This window comes from Natrinema pallidum DSM 3751, assembly GCF_000337615.1.
Classification (GTDB): domain Archaea; phylum Halobacteriota; class Halobacteria; order Halobacteriales; family Natrialbaceae; genus Natrinema; species Natrinema pallidum.
Genome location: NZ_AOII01000014.1, coordinates 48182 through 62606 on the forward strand (window position 1 = coordinate 48182; position 14425 = coordinate 62606).

Here is a 14425-nt window from a genome sequence, read left to right on the forward strand (position 1 = left end):
AAATAGGTTTTAATATACGGTTTGACGCCATCACGTCAACGATCTACGTTCTATCGGCCACTGTTTACTGATTGCTCGGTGAGATCGGGTCTCGAGTAGTTCCGATCTGACCCTTTTGCCACACCGATCAATAGCATCTTGGTCGATCAGTTGTCCGAGAGCGTGTGATTACAGTTACTCAATCGTCGTCCGCCACGTGTTCGAAGGGGTCTCCTCGGATGCGTTACGTAATAAACGGAGGTAGAGGCAGTGTTTGAGACATGTCTCCCCTCGCACTACTGTACTACTCGCTCCGTTGCGTCGCTTCTCAAAGAGAATAGATCCATGCTACCGCAAGGTGAATCCCTGGTTTCGACCGAATCCGGTTACTGAGAACGTGATCATTTGATGGCCATAATAAAAGAGAACGCATGGTAATTCATCGCGCTGTACATCACGCAGGAGTGAAATTACACAGAACTCGATTCTCAGATTATTTGGATAGTCGTTTCGCGTCGGCCTTCTTTTCCATCACGTATAATGTAAACCACCGTACGACATTCTTATTTGTACTGTCGACACACACCTTCACTGACCAATCTTCGTCGTAAAATATTGCTAGCACATCATCTTCTGAGATAACTAGACCGACCGAAAGCTTTCCAGGGTACACATACAGTTCCTCCGGGGATACATCCACTAACCACCCACTATTCTCGATAGAAGTCTCAAAATTCGAATTAAGTATCACAGTTACAGATTGACACTCTTCGTACAGGTCATGATGAATCTCATCGAAGGTCGGATTTGCGATCGGATCGACAATATATTGCGCCTCAATTGTGCGACAAGTTAACTGCTTTCGATAATGGAACACCGGGGCGTGGGGTTGGTCGTCGGACGCGACCACGATATCGCTTTGCGAAAGCGGTCGCACGGGCGGTTCATTCCCCGAGGAGAATTGACGAAGGACTGGTTTTGTTTCGATAATTTGATCTATTTTTGTTATTGTCTCCTCATATGTTTCCAGTATAAGTGATCCTGCAGCAGTGAGACCGTATTTACCGTTGTTCTTTATGACCCACCCGTAATTCTCGAAATCCGCGATAATCCTTTGAACAGTTGCTCGCGAGATAGAACACCGTTCAACGAGATCCGACGGAGTACCTGGTTGATCTGCGATCGATCGTAACAGTCGGGGCCGGTTCGCAGACCGGGACAAATACGCTATTTGTTCACTGGCTGTCCCCATTATCGAACGCTACTACATGAACTTCAATAAAACTTTATGTGATTATGTGTTTTTACATATCATACGATAACACTCCTCAACTATACACTACATTGACTAATTCATAGATCTATACCTATCCGGAACGGATGTGGCGAACTAGGTATTCTCTCTATCGAAGCGTACTGAATTATTTGCCCCAGAAGGGGTCCCGGTTGCGCTGCTTGTCGAGATACATGTTCAGTGCCTCGAGTTCGTCGCCGGGAATCTCGCTCGCGAGTTCCTGCTCTAAGATCTTCGCGTGTTTCTCGGGAATCTCGATCCAGAGTTCGTCGTCCTCCTCGATCCCCCGTCCGACGGTGGGTCCCTCGATGGCGACCGAGACGCGGTTGCCCGCGCGGGCCTCGTCGACGTCCTCGCCTTGCTCTTGGATGCCTTTGACCTGGCCGACACGGTCGGGCTCGTTGCCCTCGAATTTGACGACGTTCGCGTTGTTCTGGATCGTTCCCGAGTTCACCTCGACGCCGACGACTGCGGGATCGTTCTGGCGGAAGGTGTGATCCGGTAGGATGCGAAACCGCGCGGGCCGGGTGATGTTCTCGAGAATGGTGTCCTGCTGGGCCTGCTCGATCCCCTCGACGTACTCCTCGTACTCCTCGATGAGCTGATAGATGACCTCGTCGGTGAAGATCGTCACGTCCTCGATCTCCGCGCGCTGGTCGGCGTCGTCGAGGGTGTCGACGTTGAAGCCGAGGATGGCCTTCTGCTTGCCGTCCTCGGCCGTCGAGGCGACCGAGACGTCCCGCGGCGCGACATCGCCGACCTCCGCGCGGACGATCGGTACCTCCGCGTCGTCCAAGGCGTCGGCCATCGCCTCGAGGCTACCGAGGGTATCCGCCTTGACGACGACGCCTTCCTCGGCGGTGTCGACGGCGATATCCGCGAGTTCGGCCTGAACTTCGTCGATGACCGCGTCGAGATCGCGGTCGCGGACGACCCGAACCGGCGCGCCGGCCATCGCGTCCGCGAGTTCGGGCGCGGCGACCTTGATCCCGGACGCGGCCGACACTTCGTCGACCTTTTCGAACCGACTCTCGGTCCGGATTTCCGCGAGCGGCCGCGGCTGGAGCAACGCGCGGACGTCGGTGACGATCGGTTCGTTCTGCCCGCCGACGACGATCCGATCGTCCGACCGGATCGTCCCGTCGTACAGTACCGTATCGACCGTCGTCCCGAACCCTTTCTCCTCTTTGACCTCGAGAACGGTGCCGACGCCGGGGCCGGCGACGTCGATCTCCATCTCCTCTTTCATGTAGCGCTGGGAGAGGCCCATCATGACGGTCAGGAGGTCCGGGACCCCCTCGCCGGTCATCGCCGAGACGGGGACGACGCCGACGTTGCGCTGGAAGTTCTGGACGCGCCAGTAAAGGTCCGCGGAGAACCCCTCGTCGGAGAGGTTGCCGATGATCTCGTAGAGACTCTCGTCCAGCCGCTCGCGTACGCGATCGGATTGGGCCTCGTAGGTGTCGTTGATCGGCGAATCCTCGTTTGCGTTCCAGCCCGGAACGGTATCGATCTTGTTCGCCGCGACGATGAACGGGGTTTCCGACCGCCGGAGGATGTCCAGAGCCTCGAGCGTCTGGGGCTGGAAGCCGTCGTTGACGTCGACGACGAGGATGGCGATGTCGGCCAGCGCCCCCCCGCGGGAGCGCAGCGTGGTAAAGGAGTGATGACCCGGGGTGTCGATGAAGAGGAGGCCGGGGAGGTCGAAGTCGTCCGGGTCGACGAGTTCGCCCGCGATCGTGGAGATGATGTCCAGCGGAACGGCGGTCGCGCCGATATGCTGGGTGATCGCGCCTGCTTCGCCCTCGATGACCGCGGAGCCGCGGATCTTATCGAGGAGACTTGTCTTGCCGTGATCGACGTGTCCGAGGACGGCGACGATCGGCGTTCTGAGAGATGTGGGGTCGCGTGTATCCGTGTCCGACATGATGAACCACCCGAGAAGGTCTTACCTAAAACCTCCGTAGCACCGTAGTTAAACCCATCGTCATCGACGGTCCACCGCGCACGTCCGCCCGCGAGCCACCTCGTCGGTGATGAGCGGACCGGCAACCGATGCAGTTCGGTCAACTGCCATCCCGATCGCCGAGACATCGCACGCTCGTCCCGGCCGGTGTCTGCCGCTCGTATGCCGGACCCCGTGGTCTTTAATACCGATTAGTAAGTACGGGCATGCATGAGCGATATACTCGCTGAAAACCTCTCGGGGAAGTCCGTCATGGGTTCCGACGGCACCGAGCTCGGACTGCTCTACAACATCACGATGGATCTGAAATCCGGCAAACTTCACGATCTCGTCATCGAGCCCGACGAGGAACTGTCCCGGCGCGCCGTCGATTTCGACAACGACGACGCCGGCCGCTTTCTCGTTCCCGTTAACCGCGTCCAAGCGGTGAAAGACTACATCGTCGTCCAGCGCTAACGGTATGTACGTTCTCGACTCCTCCGCTTTTATCCACGACTTTCACACGACAGAACAGACTGCAACGATCCCGCTCGTCCGCGAGGAACTCGAGGACGAGAGCGCCTACCGCTACGATGCGATGGAGGGCTCCGGGATGCACATTCATATTCCCAACGACGATACCACCGAGAAGGTCGAACGCGCGGCACGCGAGTCCGGCGACCTCGATGTCCTTTCGGACACCGACGTTCGGCTCGTCGCGGCGAGTTTCGAACTCGATGCGACCCTGGTGACCGACGACTACGCGATGCAAAACGTCGCGGAGAAACTCAACGTCGCGGTCGAGGTGATCGCCCGGGAGGGAATCGACGAACAGCGCCAGTGGCTGTATCAGTGTCAGGGCTGTGGCCGCGAGTTCGACGAGGAGAAGGACCGGTGTCCGATCTGCGGGTCCGAACTGGCCCGGAAGAACCCGTCGTAGCCTGCGTTCCCCTTCTGTCGAATCAACCGTCCGGTAGTCCCGCCGAGACCGCGCTCGATCAGCCGTAGATGAAATAGAGGTTCGCGAAGAGCAACGCGTTGTAGACCCCGTGGATCAGCGCCGGGACGAGGAGGTTGTCGGTCCGCTCGTAGATCGTTCCGAGCACGATCGCGAGCCCGAAGATCGTCCCGAGACTGGCGATCACCGCGCCCAGTCCGGCGGTGGCGTACGCGAGCACGTGTACCGACGCGAAGATGACGCTTGCCACGGCGACCGCGCCGGCCCGCGAGAACGACTCGTACAGCGACTTCTGGATGACGTTCCGATAGAGTAGTTCCTCGAACGGGCCGATAATCAGGACGGCGAACGGCACCAACACGAGCATGAGTTGGGGGTTCTCCTGGGCCCGCTGGGTCGTCGAGTGCTCGGCGCTTTCCACGCCGGCCGACTGCATGACCACGGAAATCACGAAGAGCACCCCGAAGAGCACGACCAATCCTCCGATGGTCCAGCCGACATCCCGTAGCGTCGGCCGTCGGATGTCGATAAAGGAGCGGTCCCGATCAGTCAGTGCGAGATATCCGCCCGCCACGAGCGTCGCTCCGATGGCCATGCAGAACTGGGTGAAAACCGTGTTTTCGACCTCCGAAAGCGGCTCGAGCAGCGCGGAAACCGGAAGCGAGAGGGTGGCGTAAACCAACGGCGTCACGAGGAGCCCTGCGATACCGACGCCGGAGAGCACGACCACCTGTAGGCTCCGACGCACGAGCCCCTGCCCGCTGATCCCGTGGTAATCCGCGACTCCGGCGGCGGCGGTGAGCCCACCGGTGATGAACGCGACGAAAACGATCGGAATCGACACCGAACTCGTCGGCAGCGTGGCCGGCGCGGTGACACCCTGATTCAACGCGTAGCCGGCGAGCATGACGACGGCCACGCTCGAGACGGCGGCGATCGGGCCGGCGATTCGCCCCTCGAGACCGCCGTGGCGCTGGGCCAGAAACGCGAGGACGGCAGCGAGGGCGAACCCGGCACCGGTCAGGACGATCGGATCGTCGACACCGCTGCGAACGGGGACGAGCATGGCGACCATCGTGACCGCCGAGAGGACGGTTCCGATGCCGGGGACCACGTCGGATGCGATCGGGCCGGCGTCGTCGGCCCGTGCAGTCTGGCTCATAGCAGTGTATTCGTGTCCGGACTCATAGGCACACCGCAACCGAACGGGGCGACCGGGTCGACCACACCGACTCGAGTCGGGTGGTCGGGAACGGATATCAGACTACCGCTCGACTCGAAGTTCGGTCTTCTCGGCGACGGCCGCGGCCTCCTCGAAGTCACCGCCGCCGAGCAGGCCGCGGGTCGCCTTCTTCGCCCACTCGACTGCGGGCTGTTCGAACGTGTTCACGCCGTAGAGCTCGCCCGCGAGGACGCAGGCGGCTTCCATGCCGTAGAGCAGCCCGCCCAGTTCGAACTCGTCGACGCGCTCGAGTTCGACGCGGACGTTCGGTCGGCCGGCGGCCGCGAGGCTGGCTTCCGTGGCCTCGAACTCCGCGGCACGCAGTTCGCCGAGCGTCGCGTCGCCGAGGTACGTCAGGTCCTCGACCTCGGTGGTGGGAATCGGGCGGTCGGCACTCTCCGCGGTCGTGACGAAGGTGACGAGCTTGTCCCGCGGGCCCGCACGATAGAGCTGTAGTTGCGAGTGCTGGTCGGTGACGCCGAGGGCTCGCACCGGCGTCTGGCCGAGGTCGTCCTTCCCGAGGCTCTCGGCCCACAGCTGGGCGAACCACTCCGCGGACGTCTCGAGGGACTCGGCGTAGGGCAGTAGCGCGTTGATCCCGGCACCCCGCTGATCCAGTGCGTACGTCGTTGCGCCGTAGGCGTAGGCCGGGCAGTCGAACAGCGACCCCGACAGCGTCTCGCGCTCGGCGGCCGCGCCCGCGAGCAGTGCCTCGAGATCGTGGCCACAGACGGCCGCGGCGACCATGCCGACCGCCGACAGCGCGGAGAAGCGACCCGGAACGCCATCGGGTACCAGCAGCGACGGTAGTCCGTGTCGTTCCGCGAGGTCCCGGAGCGGCCCCGAGTCGCCGGTCGTGACGATGGTCCGTTCGGTCCAGTCGACGCCGGCCGATTCGAACGCCTCGCGGACGACGAGGAAGTTCGCCAGCGTCTCCGCCGTCGTCCCCGAACGCGAAACCACGTTGATCGCCGTCTCCGCGAGCGGGAGTCGCTCGAGGTGGTTCGAGACCCACTCGGGATCGACGTTGTCGAGGAACACCGTTTCGGTGTCCGACTCGAGAGCGTTCGTGATCGTCGCCGCGCCGAGGGAACTCCCGCCGATCCCGATAGTGAGCAGCGCCTCGGCGTCGGCGATCGGCTCGACCGCCGCACGAATCTCATCCGGATCGGTCCGCTCGGGCAGGTTCAGCGCCTCATACCCGTGGTCTTCGGTCGCCATTCCCGTCTCGATCCGTTCGTGGGCGGTCGCCACTCGTTCATCCAATCGCTCGAGGGAGTCCTTCGAGACGCCCGGCGACGCGACCGACGAAAGCGCGTTTCCGATGTCGACGTTCATGCCTCAGTACGCGACCGCCCGGACTAAAGACGTTCCGTGACGCGAGCGCGAGGGCGACTCACTACCGGGCGACGGTGCCGCTTGCAACTCACGTTCGGACGGCGATCGAAAGCCGAAACCGGGAAACCGATCCGCCCGCTACGACCGCCCATGACCGAGAAAACCGGCACTTTCGTCGTCACACACGCCGAAACCGACTCGGCGGTCGTCCGCGATGTCGAGACCGCACAGGTTCACACCCTCGGCTCCAACCCCGATCTCGAGGTCCACGACGTGCTCGAGGCGACCGTCGCACCCGAGCCGCCGCTGGACGTTACCTGGGAGTTGGTCGACGTCGCGGACAGACGCGCGATCGAACTGGTCGACAGCGACCTCGAGCCGACCACGTACGAAAAGGAGTTGGCGGCCGATGCCGACGTCGGCGACCTGGTACAGGAGGACCGTGCCGGGACGGGTGAAATCCACGTCTTCAGCGTTCCCGAGGGCGAGGTCGAACCCGCAGCCCAAGACGTGCTCGCGGACGAGGAGACGATCTCGCGGGCGGCCCGGCTCGAGGCGGTCCGCGTGGAAGTTCGTCGATCGGTCGACGACGGCGTCTTGAGCGTCCGATACCTGCCAGACTGACCGGCACGGTTCACACCGACCGGTCGTATCGATGTCGGCTACGGGACTGGCAACCGGCACGGCAACTGTGGTCCTCGTTGCAGAGTGACTCGCGTGGTCGGGTGCGGACTGTCGGAATTGAGAAGGCTTACTTCGGGGGGGATACCAGTAGACGGATATATGGCGTATTTCGACGTACCGGAGATCGACTACACCCGGTACAGTAACCGCCAACTCGCGGCGGTCCCGCTTGCAGTTCTCGCAGTGGCACTGCTCGTCCTCGTCGGGTCGTTTCTCGTCTTGGGCTCTCCGGTCCCGATGGGAATGGACTTCGCCGGCGGGACGGAACTGACGGTGCAGACATCGACGCCCCAGGATGATATCGCCGGGGCGTTCGACGAAGACGCGAACGTGAGAAGCACGGGAACCGACAATCAGTACGTCGTGCAGTTCTCCGATTCTGACTTGCAGTCGCTCCGGACGCAGGCGGAATCGGGGCTCGAACAGGACGGGAGCGCCGATATCGTTCAGTCGGCCTCGTCGATGGGCGCGACGTTCGGGCAACAAAACCAGCAGACGGCGTTGTTCGGCCTCGTCATCGCGTTCGTCGGCATGAGCGCGATCGCGTTCATCCTCTTTCGGACGTTCGTCCCGTCGATCGCGATCATCATTTCGGCGTTCTCCGACCTCATGATCCCGCTCGCGTTCATGCGGCTGACCGGGATACCGCTCTCGCTGGGGACGGTCGCCGGGCTGTTGATGCTGATCGGGTATTCGGTGGACTCCGATATCCTGTTGAACAATCACATCCTGCGCCGGGGTGGTGATTTCTACGACAGCACCCATCGCGCGATGCGAACGGGTATCACGATGACCGTCACGTCGATGGCCGCGATGCTCGTCATGGGCGTCGCGGCGTTCGTACTCAGCATCGATCTCCTAGCATCGATCGGAATCATCCTGTTCGTCGGCCTCGCGGCCGACCTGATGAACACGTACATGCTGAACCTAAGCTTGCTTCGCTGGTACAAGTTCGAGGGGGTACGATCATGAACCCGATCGACGGCGTCAAGCAAAACTGGCGGGTCCTCCTGCTCGTGGTGTTTCTCGCCTTTTCCGTCGTCGCGTTGTTCGTCCCCGGCGGCATCGTCGCCGACAGCAGCGTCGCAAACGACAGCGTCGAGAGCGGCCCGACGAACCTCGAGTTCGGGCTCGATCTCGATGGCGGCACCCGCGTCAGGGCACCGGTAACTGGGATGACCGCCGCCGACATCGATGCCGGCGTCGTCAGCGACAGCGGGCAGGTCGATGGGGACCGGATCGAGGAGATCGAGTCGACGCTGTACACGGAGCTCGAACTGGATCAGGCCGACGCCAGAGTCACCGTCGACGACGGCGGCTCCGTCTCCGCGGAGGTCTTCACCGACAACGTGACGCAAGCGGAGTTCGCCGGGGCACTGCAGTCGGCGAACGTCGACGCCTCCGAGGATGACATTCGCGACGGCGTCACCGAACAGACCCGCTCCGAGATCATCAGTACGCTGCGCACGAAGATCAACGAGGCGGGCCTCTCCGGGGGCTCGGTCTCCGAGCAGACGATGCAGGACACGAACTACATCGTCGTCGAAGTGCCGAACATGGGTTCCGATGAGCTCCGGAGGGTACTCTCCGAGCGCGGGGTCGTCGAAGTGGTGGCCTACTTCCCGGACGAAAACGGGAACCAGACGAACGAGACGGTGTTGACCCAAGACAAGATCGCCAACGTCGATCCCCCTCAGCAGCCACAGGGACCACGGGGGCAATCTCAGGGCTACGTCGTCCCAGTGCAGGTCAAGGAAGGTGAGGCCGCCGAGCAGTTCCAGCGGGACATGGAGCGATACGGCTTCCTCGACGAGGGGTATACGCCACAGGGCGCGTGTAACCTCCCCGAGGAGAACGGCTCCATCAGCTTTGATCACGAGGGAGAACAGTACTGTCTACTGACCATTTCGGACAACGAGGTCGTCGACGCCCACTCGATGGGCGGTCTCGCCGACGGGATGATCGCCGGCACCTGGGTGAACGATCCGAGCTTCCAGATGGGCGCACCGAGCCAACAGGAGGCCCAGTCGCTTTCGGTCAACCTCCGTGCCGGGAGTCTGCGTGCGCCGCTGGACCTGAGCCCCGAACGCGCCCAGCTCTACTCGATTACGCCGGCCCACGCCGATCAGTTCAAGCAGTACTCCCTGCTGATCGGACTGCTTTCGGTGGTCACGGTCAGCGGCGTCGTCTACACCAGATACACGGACACGCGAATCGCCCTCCCGATGATCGTCACGGCGCTGTCGGAGGTCGTGATCCTGCTCGGGTTCGCGGCGATGATACGCATGCCGCTGGACCTCTCCCACGTCGCCGGGTTCATCGCCGTCGTCGGGACCGGGGTCGACGACCTCGTGATCATCGCCGACGAGGTGTTGGACGAAGGCGATGTCAGTTCGGCACGGGTCTTCCAGTCTCGGTTCCGGAAGGCGTTCTGGGTCATCGGTGCCGCCGCGGCGACGACCATCGTCGCCCTCTCGCCGCTCGCGGTCCTGAGCCTCGGCGATCTGAAGGGCTTCGCCATCATCACCATCCTCGGCGTGCTCATCGGGGTACTCATCACCCGGCCCGCCTACGGTGATATCCTGCGACGACTGCTGACCGATCGCTAGCGCTCCGATCCCGTTTTTCCGCTTCGTTAAGTCCAGCGCTCCGTTCTCCTGCTCCGTGTCAGCGTGCAGTGCGACAGCGCGGACACCAGTCGACGGTTCCGTCGTCTCCGTACACGCGTGCGAAATCGTACGAGACGGGACTCTCGCAGGTAGTACACACCGGCATCAACTCACCAACAGTACTGCACCGGCGGGACGATAAATAACGGTACGCCTGCGATTGCAACCGGCGCTCGAGACCCGACTCCCGTCGCCGAGACGTGGCGAATCGCGGCTCCGAGGGCGACCGCAGAAACCGTCGCTGTCGACGTACTATGGCTGGTTCAGGTCGCGCTGGAACTCGTCGAAGACCTCGAGATCCGCGGGGAGATCGTACGCGAGGTGGCGCTCGTCCTGCCGGTTGGTGCCGGCGTCGTCGATCGGAGTGGCGACGTCCTCCCAGCCGGGTTTGATCTTGACGCTCTTGGCTGGCATCCCGATCGCGATGTGGTGGGCGGGAATGTCGTGTTGGACGATGCCGCGCGCACCGACGATGGCGTTTTCGCCGACTTTGCAGCCGGCGCGGACCATCGCGTCGTAGGTGAGGCGGACGTCGTCTTCGACGATCGTGTGGTAGTTGCGGACCTCGGTCTGGTCGACGACATCGTGGTCGTGGCTGTAGATATGGACGCCGTCGGAGACCGAAACGCGGTCGCCGATGGTGAGTTTGCCGCGGTCGTCCAGATGCACGTCGTCGTGGACGACCGTGTTGTCACCGATCGTGATGTTGTGGCCGTAGGTGAACGTGATCCCTTTGAAAAACCGACAGTCGTCGCCACACTCCTCGAAGAGGTGGTCGGCGAGCATCCGCCGGAACCGCAGGGCGAACTCGACGTTGTCCGCGATCGGCAGGCTATCGAACTGTCGCCAGAGCCACTGGAGGTGTTTCGACCGCCGGAACTGCGCTTCGTCCTTCTCGGCGTAGTACTCGCTCTCGAGGGTCGTGTTACAGGGATCGTAGCTCTGCAGGCGAACCCGTTCGGCCGCCGAGACGGACGCACCGTCCTGCCAGCGCTCGTAGGCCTCGCGGTCGCCCGAGAGGTCGATCAGAACGTCCTCGACGACCGAGCAGGTGTCCTCGTCGCTCGAGAGTCGCCGATCGACCGCATTGATGAACTCGCGCATCCCCGTGTCCGCCTCCTCGGGGAGCGACACGTACCGCTTTGTCATACCCCGAGGTATTGCCCGCCGCGTTCATAGGGGTTCGGTTGTTGGTCTCAGATCTGGGTCTTATAAAATTGATGTAAAATATAATTCGATTCTACTAGGTGGCTATCTAGTTATACTGAGATCGATCAACTCGTCATCTAGATCTTTAATTACTGGTGAATCGACGCATCTAGCTTCATATATTGCATAGTTTCCGTCACGAAGAGAGTCCCGGAACACAAACCCCTCCTGGTACGGAGGAGAGTCCCCAATTTCTCTGTCGTATTTGAAGTAAACATGTTCACCTTCTATGTAACTTAGGCCACTATCACAGGTCTTGGGAAGATAGAAATGGAATCCCCCAAGACCACCATCACCAGTATGTTCGATTTTAATCGTGTAACTGTCTGCAGCTGCGGCTGAGTTCATACTAGCGAGGAGACCGCCTCCAGCTACGGTTGCAATAGCACCTTTCTTCATCATGGATCGCCTATCTATTTTCTTTCGCATTGCATTTCTAACTATAGTGTGCTAACATAAATTCTTTGTGTACTAATAAATTTATAACTTAATCATAATCCTACACGAAACATCCATGTCTGGTGCTCATTTAACCACACAAAACCATATTAAGTTATCAATTGTGGGGAGGTTTCCTGACATGAAAGAACAAGCATGTAATACAGTAAACTCGGCGACATCGAAGTCGAAATCCGCAAGACCAGGATCGGCGTGTGAACCGTCAGTACCGGTTGGTGGGGTAGCCAATGTGAGGAAGACACGATCGAGATGATCTAGTACACCGTCGATCAGGATATCCTCGCCGATCGACCGCATTGATGAACTCGCGCATCCCCGTGTCCGCCTCCTCGGGGAGCGATACGTACCGCTTTGTCATACCCCGAGGTATTGCCCGCCGCGTTCATAGGGGTTCGGTTGTGCGGTCCGGGTTGCCGGACCCGCCGGTACGGGTGGTTCGGTGCGGGCGGGGAACGCGGACCGCACCCGGGTGTCGCCGGGTCACTCCCGGCCGGACTGCCACTCCGAGAGCAGTAACGCGGGCAGCGCGAGCGCGCCGATCACCAGCAACCCGCCGCCTACGACCGCGCCGACCGTGACGCGATCCCCGGGCATCTCGAGAAACCGCACGACGACGAGTCCGAGCGGGACGAGAGCGAGGAGGATCGCCAGCAGGAGCCGGCTGGAATTCCGGGCCCGAGTGCGACCGTTGTCCATACACCTATTTGTCAGCCACAGGGCAAGAATGGTTCGACTGGAGGGGGCAGCGACCCGAACCCGTTCGGAGCGACCGCTCGGGCGTTCCGTTCACCATAAGTTCCCACGCTCCGAAGGGTCGAACATGCACTACAGCGAACTGGGCGACTCGGGCGTCGAGGTCAGCGAAGTCGGTTTCGGCGCGTGGACCGTCGGCACCGACTGGTGGGGCGACCGTTCGGACGACGACGCGATCGAGATGCTCCAGTACGCCGTCGAGCAGGGGATCACCTACTTCGACACGGGCGACGTTTACGGGCACGGCAACAGCGAGGAACTGGTCGGCGAGGCGCTCGCCGAGGTCCGCGACGAGGTCACGATCGCGACGAAAGTCGGCTACGACTTCTACGACAACCCCCAGGCCGGCCACGGCGAACTCCCCAAATCGATCGAGCCGGCGTACCTTCGCGACGCCGTCGACAAGAGCCTCGAGCGCCTCGGCCTCGACTCCATCGACGTCCTCCAACTCCACAACGCGGACGTCGACGAGATCACGCCCGACGTGCTCGAACTGCTCGATGAACTCGAGGAGGAGGGCCTGATCGACGCCACCGGCCTCGCGCTCGGCCCCTCGATCGGCTGGCTCGCGGAAGGCGACCTCGCCATCGAGGAGGAATTCGATTCAGTCCAACTCGTCTGGAACGTCCTCGAGCAGGAGGTCGGGAACCACTTCCTCGAGACGATCGAGCGGACCGGCTCGTCGACGAGCCTGATCCCCCGCGTGCCCCACTCATCGGGGATCCTAAACGAGCAAGTTACTCCCGAGACCGAACTCGACGAGGGCGATCACCGTGGGTTCCGCCCCGACGAGTGGTACGAGACCGGCTGGGAGAAACTCGAACAACTGCGCTTCCTGGAACGCGACGGCGAGCGGACGATGGGCCAGGCGTCGATCGCGTGGCTCCTCAGTCACGAGCCGGTCGCGACCGTGACGCCGACGTTCCGCACGAAGGCGGACATCGACGAGTGGGCGGCTGCCAGCGATGTGCCGACGCTCACCGACGAAGAGATGACCCGCGTTGCGGAGCTGTACGAGACCGACTTCGACATCGACCGCGACGACGGTATGGACGCCTTGCGCTCCTCGGTCGACGGCGCGGACATCGAATCGGCCGGCCTGGACAAACTCGCGGCCGACTGATCGCCCGTCTCGAGCGGGGGCCGGCCGCCTCGGTCTAATCGGCCGTCGATTCCGAGAGCCTGAATTCGAACTCCAGCGTCCCGTCCGTTTTCACGTTCACGCCTCCGAGCCGGTCCGAGAGTTGCGCTCGCGCCTGCGAACTCGGTTCGACCGTGACGGAGACGCTGTTGCTGTTGGCGTTGTACGTGATATTGCCGACCGTGACGGCGAACTCGAAGAGCTCCGGAACGTCCTCTCTGAGCCGGGTTCGCACGTCGTCGACCTCCGACCGAACGTCGGACATCTCCTCGTTTAACGTGCTCATCAGTACTGCTAGCACCGCCCAGCCCATAACCATTTAGCCTGTTTGTGACAATCCCTGACCGTCGCAATGAGGGTCGCGTCCGCCGGCCGAACGGCGTGGCCCGTCCGTTGCGCTCGAGAGGACAGCGTCGTCGCGAGGGGCGACCGCGAGCAGCGGTACTCGGGACGCGGCACGGGAGCGAGAGTGATCGGCGGCGTCCCGCGTATATACGTCCCTCCATATCTGGGTCAGCATCCTATCCGGATACGGACCGAACGTCTAGTCGACGAATCCCATCCAGACCCATGACACCGTACGAATTCACCTGTCCCGACTGTCATCGGGAGATTCCGGTGACCGATCCGATGCGCGAGGCGACGCTGGCGAACGGCTGCCCGGTTTGCGGGCGGGCGGTAGCCGAAGACAACTTTGCGACCGGGTCCCGTTGTTAGGCCGGACGCCCCACGCGGGTCCGTACTCGCCGTTCGAACGGCCACCGTTCTGCCGTC

16 protein-coding genes are annotated in these 14425 nt (G+C 61.7%); 7 read left to right on the plus strand and 9 right to left on the minus strand.

Annotation, left to right across the window (positions count from 1 at the left end; all coding sequences use genetic code 11):
- Positions 1–472 precede the first annotated feature (472 nt).
- Together C487_RS21935 and infB are read right to left on the minus strand one after the other, a co-directional pair.
- Positions 473–1231 carry a helix-turn-helix transcriptional regulator gene (locus tag C487_RS21935; protein WP_083864450.1) on the minus strand — a complete coding sequence of 253 codons (759 nt, stop codon included), beginning with the start codon at positions 1229–1231 and terminating at the stop codon, positions 473–475.
- A 169-nt stretch (positions 1232–1400) separates the two neighbouring features.
- Positions 1401–3200, minus strand: a complete 1800-nt coding sequence (infB, locus tag C487_RS00985) for a translation initiation factor IF-2 (protein ID WP_006183791.1) — start codon at positions 3198–3200, stop codon at positions 1401–1403.
- A 249-nt stretch (positions 3201–3449) separates the two neighbouring features.
- Between infB and C487_RS00990 the strand changes: the two genes are divergently transcribed.
- The gene (locus C487_RS00990; RefSeq protein WP_006183792.1) at positions 3450–3695 is read left to right on the plus strand and encodes a PRC-barrel domain-containing protein; all 246 of its coding nucleotides are present in this window, start codon (positions 3450–3452) and stop codon (positions 3693–3695) included.
- Between the two features lie 4 nt (positions 3696–3699).
- Positions 3700–4158, plus strand: a complete 459-nt coding sequence (locus C487_RS00995) for an NOB1 family endonuclease (RefSeq protein WP_006183793.1) — start codon at positions 3700–3702, stop codon at positions 4156–4158.
- A 58-nt stretch (positions 4159–4216) separates the two neighbouring features.
- Here C487_RS00995 and C487_RS01000 read toward each other — a convergent pair whose 3' ends face one another.
- On the minus strand, positions 4217–5338 hold the full coding sequence (locus C487_RS01000; RefSeq protein ID WP_006183794.1) for a CPBP family intramembrane glutamic endopeptidase: 1122 nt from the start codon (positions 5336–5338) through the stop codon (positions 4217–4219).
- Between the two features lie 102 nt (positions 5339–5440).
- A complete protein-coding gene (locus C487_RS01005) occupies positions 5441–6736 on the minus strand; it encodes a hypothetical protein (RefSeq protein WP_006183795.1) in 1296 nt (431 codons plus the stop codon).
- Between the two features lie 150 nt (positions 6737–6886).
- Here C487_RS01005 and C487_RS01010 point away from each other — a divergent pair, with 150 nt between their 5' ends.
- The 3 genes from C487_RS01010 to C487_RS01020 all read left to right on the plus strand — a co-directional run bounded on the left by C487_RS01010 (position 6887) and on the right by C487_RS01020 (position 10029).
- Entirely contained in the window at positions 6887–7360 is a 474-nt protein-coding gene (locus C487_RS01010) for a DUF5812 family protein (protein WP_006183796.1), read from the plus strand.
- A 159-nt stretch (positions 7361–7519) separates the two neighbouring features.
- Positions 7520–8392 carry a protein translocase subunit SecF gene (gene secF / locus C487_RS01015; protein WP_006183797.1) on the plus strand — a complete coding sequence of 291 codons (873 nt, stop codon included), beginning with the start codon at positions 7520–7522 and terminating at the stop codon, positions 8390–8392.
- Positions 8389–10029 (plus strand): preprotein translocase subunit SecD, encoded by a 1641-nt coding sequence (locus tag C487_RS01020; RefSeq protein ID WP_006183798.1) that lies wholly within the window; start codon positions 8389–8391, stop codon positions 10027–10029. Before secF ends, C487_RS01020 begins: the two co-directional genes overlap by 4 nt.
- 58 nt (positions 10030–10087) lie before the next feature.
- On the opposite strand, the gene C487_RS22155 is transcribed toward C487_RS01020, so the two are convergent.
- The 4 genes from C487_RS22155 to C487_RS01030 all read right to left on the minus strand — a co-directional run bounded on the left by C487_RS22155 (position 10088) and on the right by C487_RS01030 (position 12453).
- Positions 10088–10195, minus strand: coding sequence for a DUF7563 family protein (locus C487_RS22155; RefSeq protein ID WP_449406422.1), 108 nt, complete (start codon positions 10193–10195; stop codon positions 10088–10090).
- Positions 10196–10341: 146 nt separating this feature from the next.
- The gene (locus C487_RS01025; RefSeq protein WP_006183799.1) at positions 10342–11238 is read right to left on the minus strand and encodes an acyltransferase; all 897 of its coding nucleotides are present in this window, start codon (positions 11236–11238) and stop codon (positions 10342–10344) included.
- A 102-nt stretch (positions 11239–11340) separates the two neighbouring features.
- On the minus strand, positions 11341–11727 hold the full coding sequence (locus C487_RS19995) for a hypothetical protein (RefSeq protein ID WP_152422451.1): 387 nt from the start codon (positions 11725–11727) through the stop codon (positions 11341–11343).
- 510 nt (positions 11728–12237) lie between these two features.
- Positions 12238–12453 carry a hypothetical protein gene (locus C487_RS01030; protein ID WP_006183800.1) on the minus strand — a complete coding sequence of 72 codons (216 nt, stop codon included), beginning with the start codon at positions 12451–12453 and terminating at the stop codon, positions 12238–12240.
- Between the two features lie 124 nt (positions 12454–12577).
- On the opposite strand from C487_RS01030, the gene C487_RS01035 reads away from it, so the two are divergent.
- The gene (locus C487_RS01035) at positions 12578–13633 is read left to right on the plus strand and encodes an aldo/keto reductase (RefSeq protein WP_006183801.1); all 1056 of its coding nucleotides are present in this window, start codon (positions 12578–12580) and stop codon (positions 13631–13633) included.
- A gap of 34 nt (positions 13634–13667) precedes the next feature.
- On the opposite strand, the gene C487_RS01040 is transcribed toward C487_RS01035, so the two are convergent.
- Entirely contained in the window at positions 13668–13937 is a 270-nt protein-coding gene (locus C487_RS01040; RefSeq protein WP_049907762.1) for a hypothetical protein, read from the minus strand.
- Between the two features lie 284 nt (positions 13938–14221).
- On the opposite strand from C487_RS01040, the gene C487_RS21375 reads away from it, so the two are divergent.
- Positions 14222–14368, plus strand: coding sequence for a DUF7560 family zinc ribbon protein (locus tag C487_RS21375; RefSeq protein ID WP_006183803.1), 147 nt, complete (start codon positions 14222–14224; stop codon positions 14366–14368).
- Positions 14369–14425 lie beyond the last annotated feature (57 nt).

Excerpts from the sequence above, each read along its gene's own strand:
- secF (WP_006183797.1), top strand. The coding sequence starts at position 7,520 with ATGGCGTATTTCGACGTACCGGAGATCGACTACACCCGGTACAGTAAC.
- C487_RS01000 (WP_006183794.1), bottom strand. The coding sequence starts at position 5,338 with ATGAGCCAGACTGCACGGGCCGACGACGCCGGCCCGATCGCATCCGAC.
- C487_RS01020 (WP_006183798.1), top strand. The coding sequence starts at position 8,389 with ATGAACCCGATCGACGGCGTCAAGCAAAACTGGCGGGTCCTCCTGCTC.
- C487_RS19995 (WP_152422451.1), bottom strand. The coding sequence starts at position 11,727 with ATGCGAAAGAAAATAGATAGGCGATCCATGATGAAGAAAGGTGCTATT.
- C487_RS00990 (WP_006183792.1), top strand. The coding sequence starts at position 3,450 with ATGAGCGATATACTCGCTGAAAACCTCTCGGGGAAGTCCGTCATGGGT.
- C487_RS01025 (WP_006183799.1), bottom strand. The coding sequence starts at position 11,238 with ATGACAAAGCGGTACGTGTCGCTCCCCGAGGAGGCGGACACGGGGATG.
- C487_RS22155 (WP_449406422.1), bottom strand. The coding sequence starts at position 10,195 with ATGCCGGTGTGTACTACCTGCGAGAGTCCCGTCTCGTACGATTTCGCA.
- C487_RS01010 (WP_006183796.1), top strand. The coding sequence starts at position 6,887 with ATGACCGAGAAAACCGGCACTTTCGTCGTCACACACGCCGAAACCGAC.
- C487_RS21375 (WP_006183803.1), top strand. The coding sequence starts at position 14,222 with ATGACACCGTACGAATTCACCTGTCCCGACTGTCATCGGGAGATTCCG.
- C487_RS01040 (WP_049907762.1), bottom strand. The coding sequence starts at position 13,937 with ATGAGCACGTTAAACGAGGAGATGTCCGACGTTCGGTCGGAGGTCGAC.
- C487_RS01005 (WP_006183795.1), bottom strand. The coding sequence starts at position 6,736 with ATGAACGTCGACATCGGAAACGCGCTTTCGTCGGTCGCGTCGCCGGGC.
- C487_RS01030 (WP_006183800.1), bottom strand. The coding sequence starts at position 12,453 with ATGGACAACGGTCGCACTCGGGCCCGGAATTCCAGCCGGCTCCTGCTG.
- C487_RS21935 (WP_083864450.1), bottom strand. The coding sequence starts at position 1,231 with ATGGGGACAGCCAGTGAACAAATAGCGTATTTGTCCCGGTCTGCGAAC.
- C487_RS00995 (WP_006183793.1), top strand. The coding sequence starts at position 3,700 with ATGTACGTTCTCGACTCCTCCGCTTTTATCCACGACTTTCACACGACA.
- C487_RS01035 (WP_006183801.1), top strand. The coding sequence starts at position 12,578 with ATGCACTACAGCGAACTGGGCGACTCGGGCGTCGAGGTCAGCGAAGTC.
- infB (WP_006183791.1), bottom strand. The coding sequence starts at position 3,200 with ATGTCGGACACGGATACACGCGACCCCACATCTCTCAGAACGCCGATC.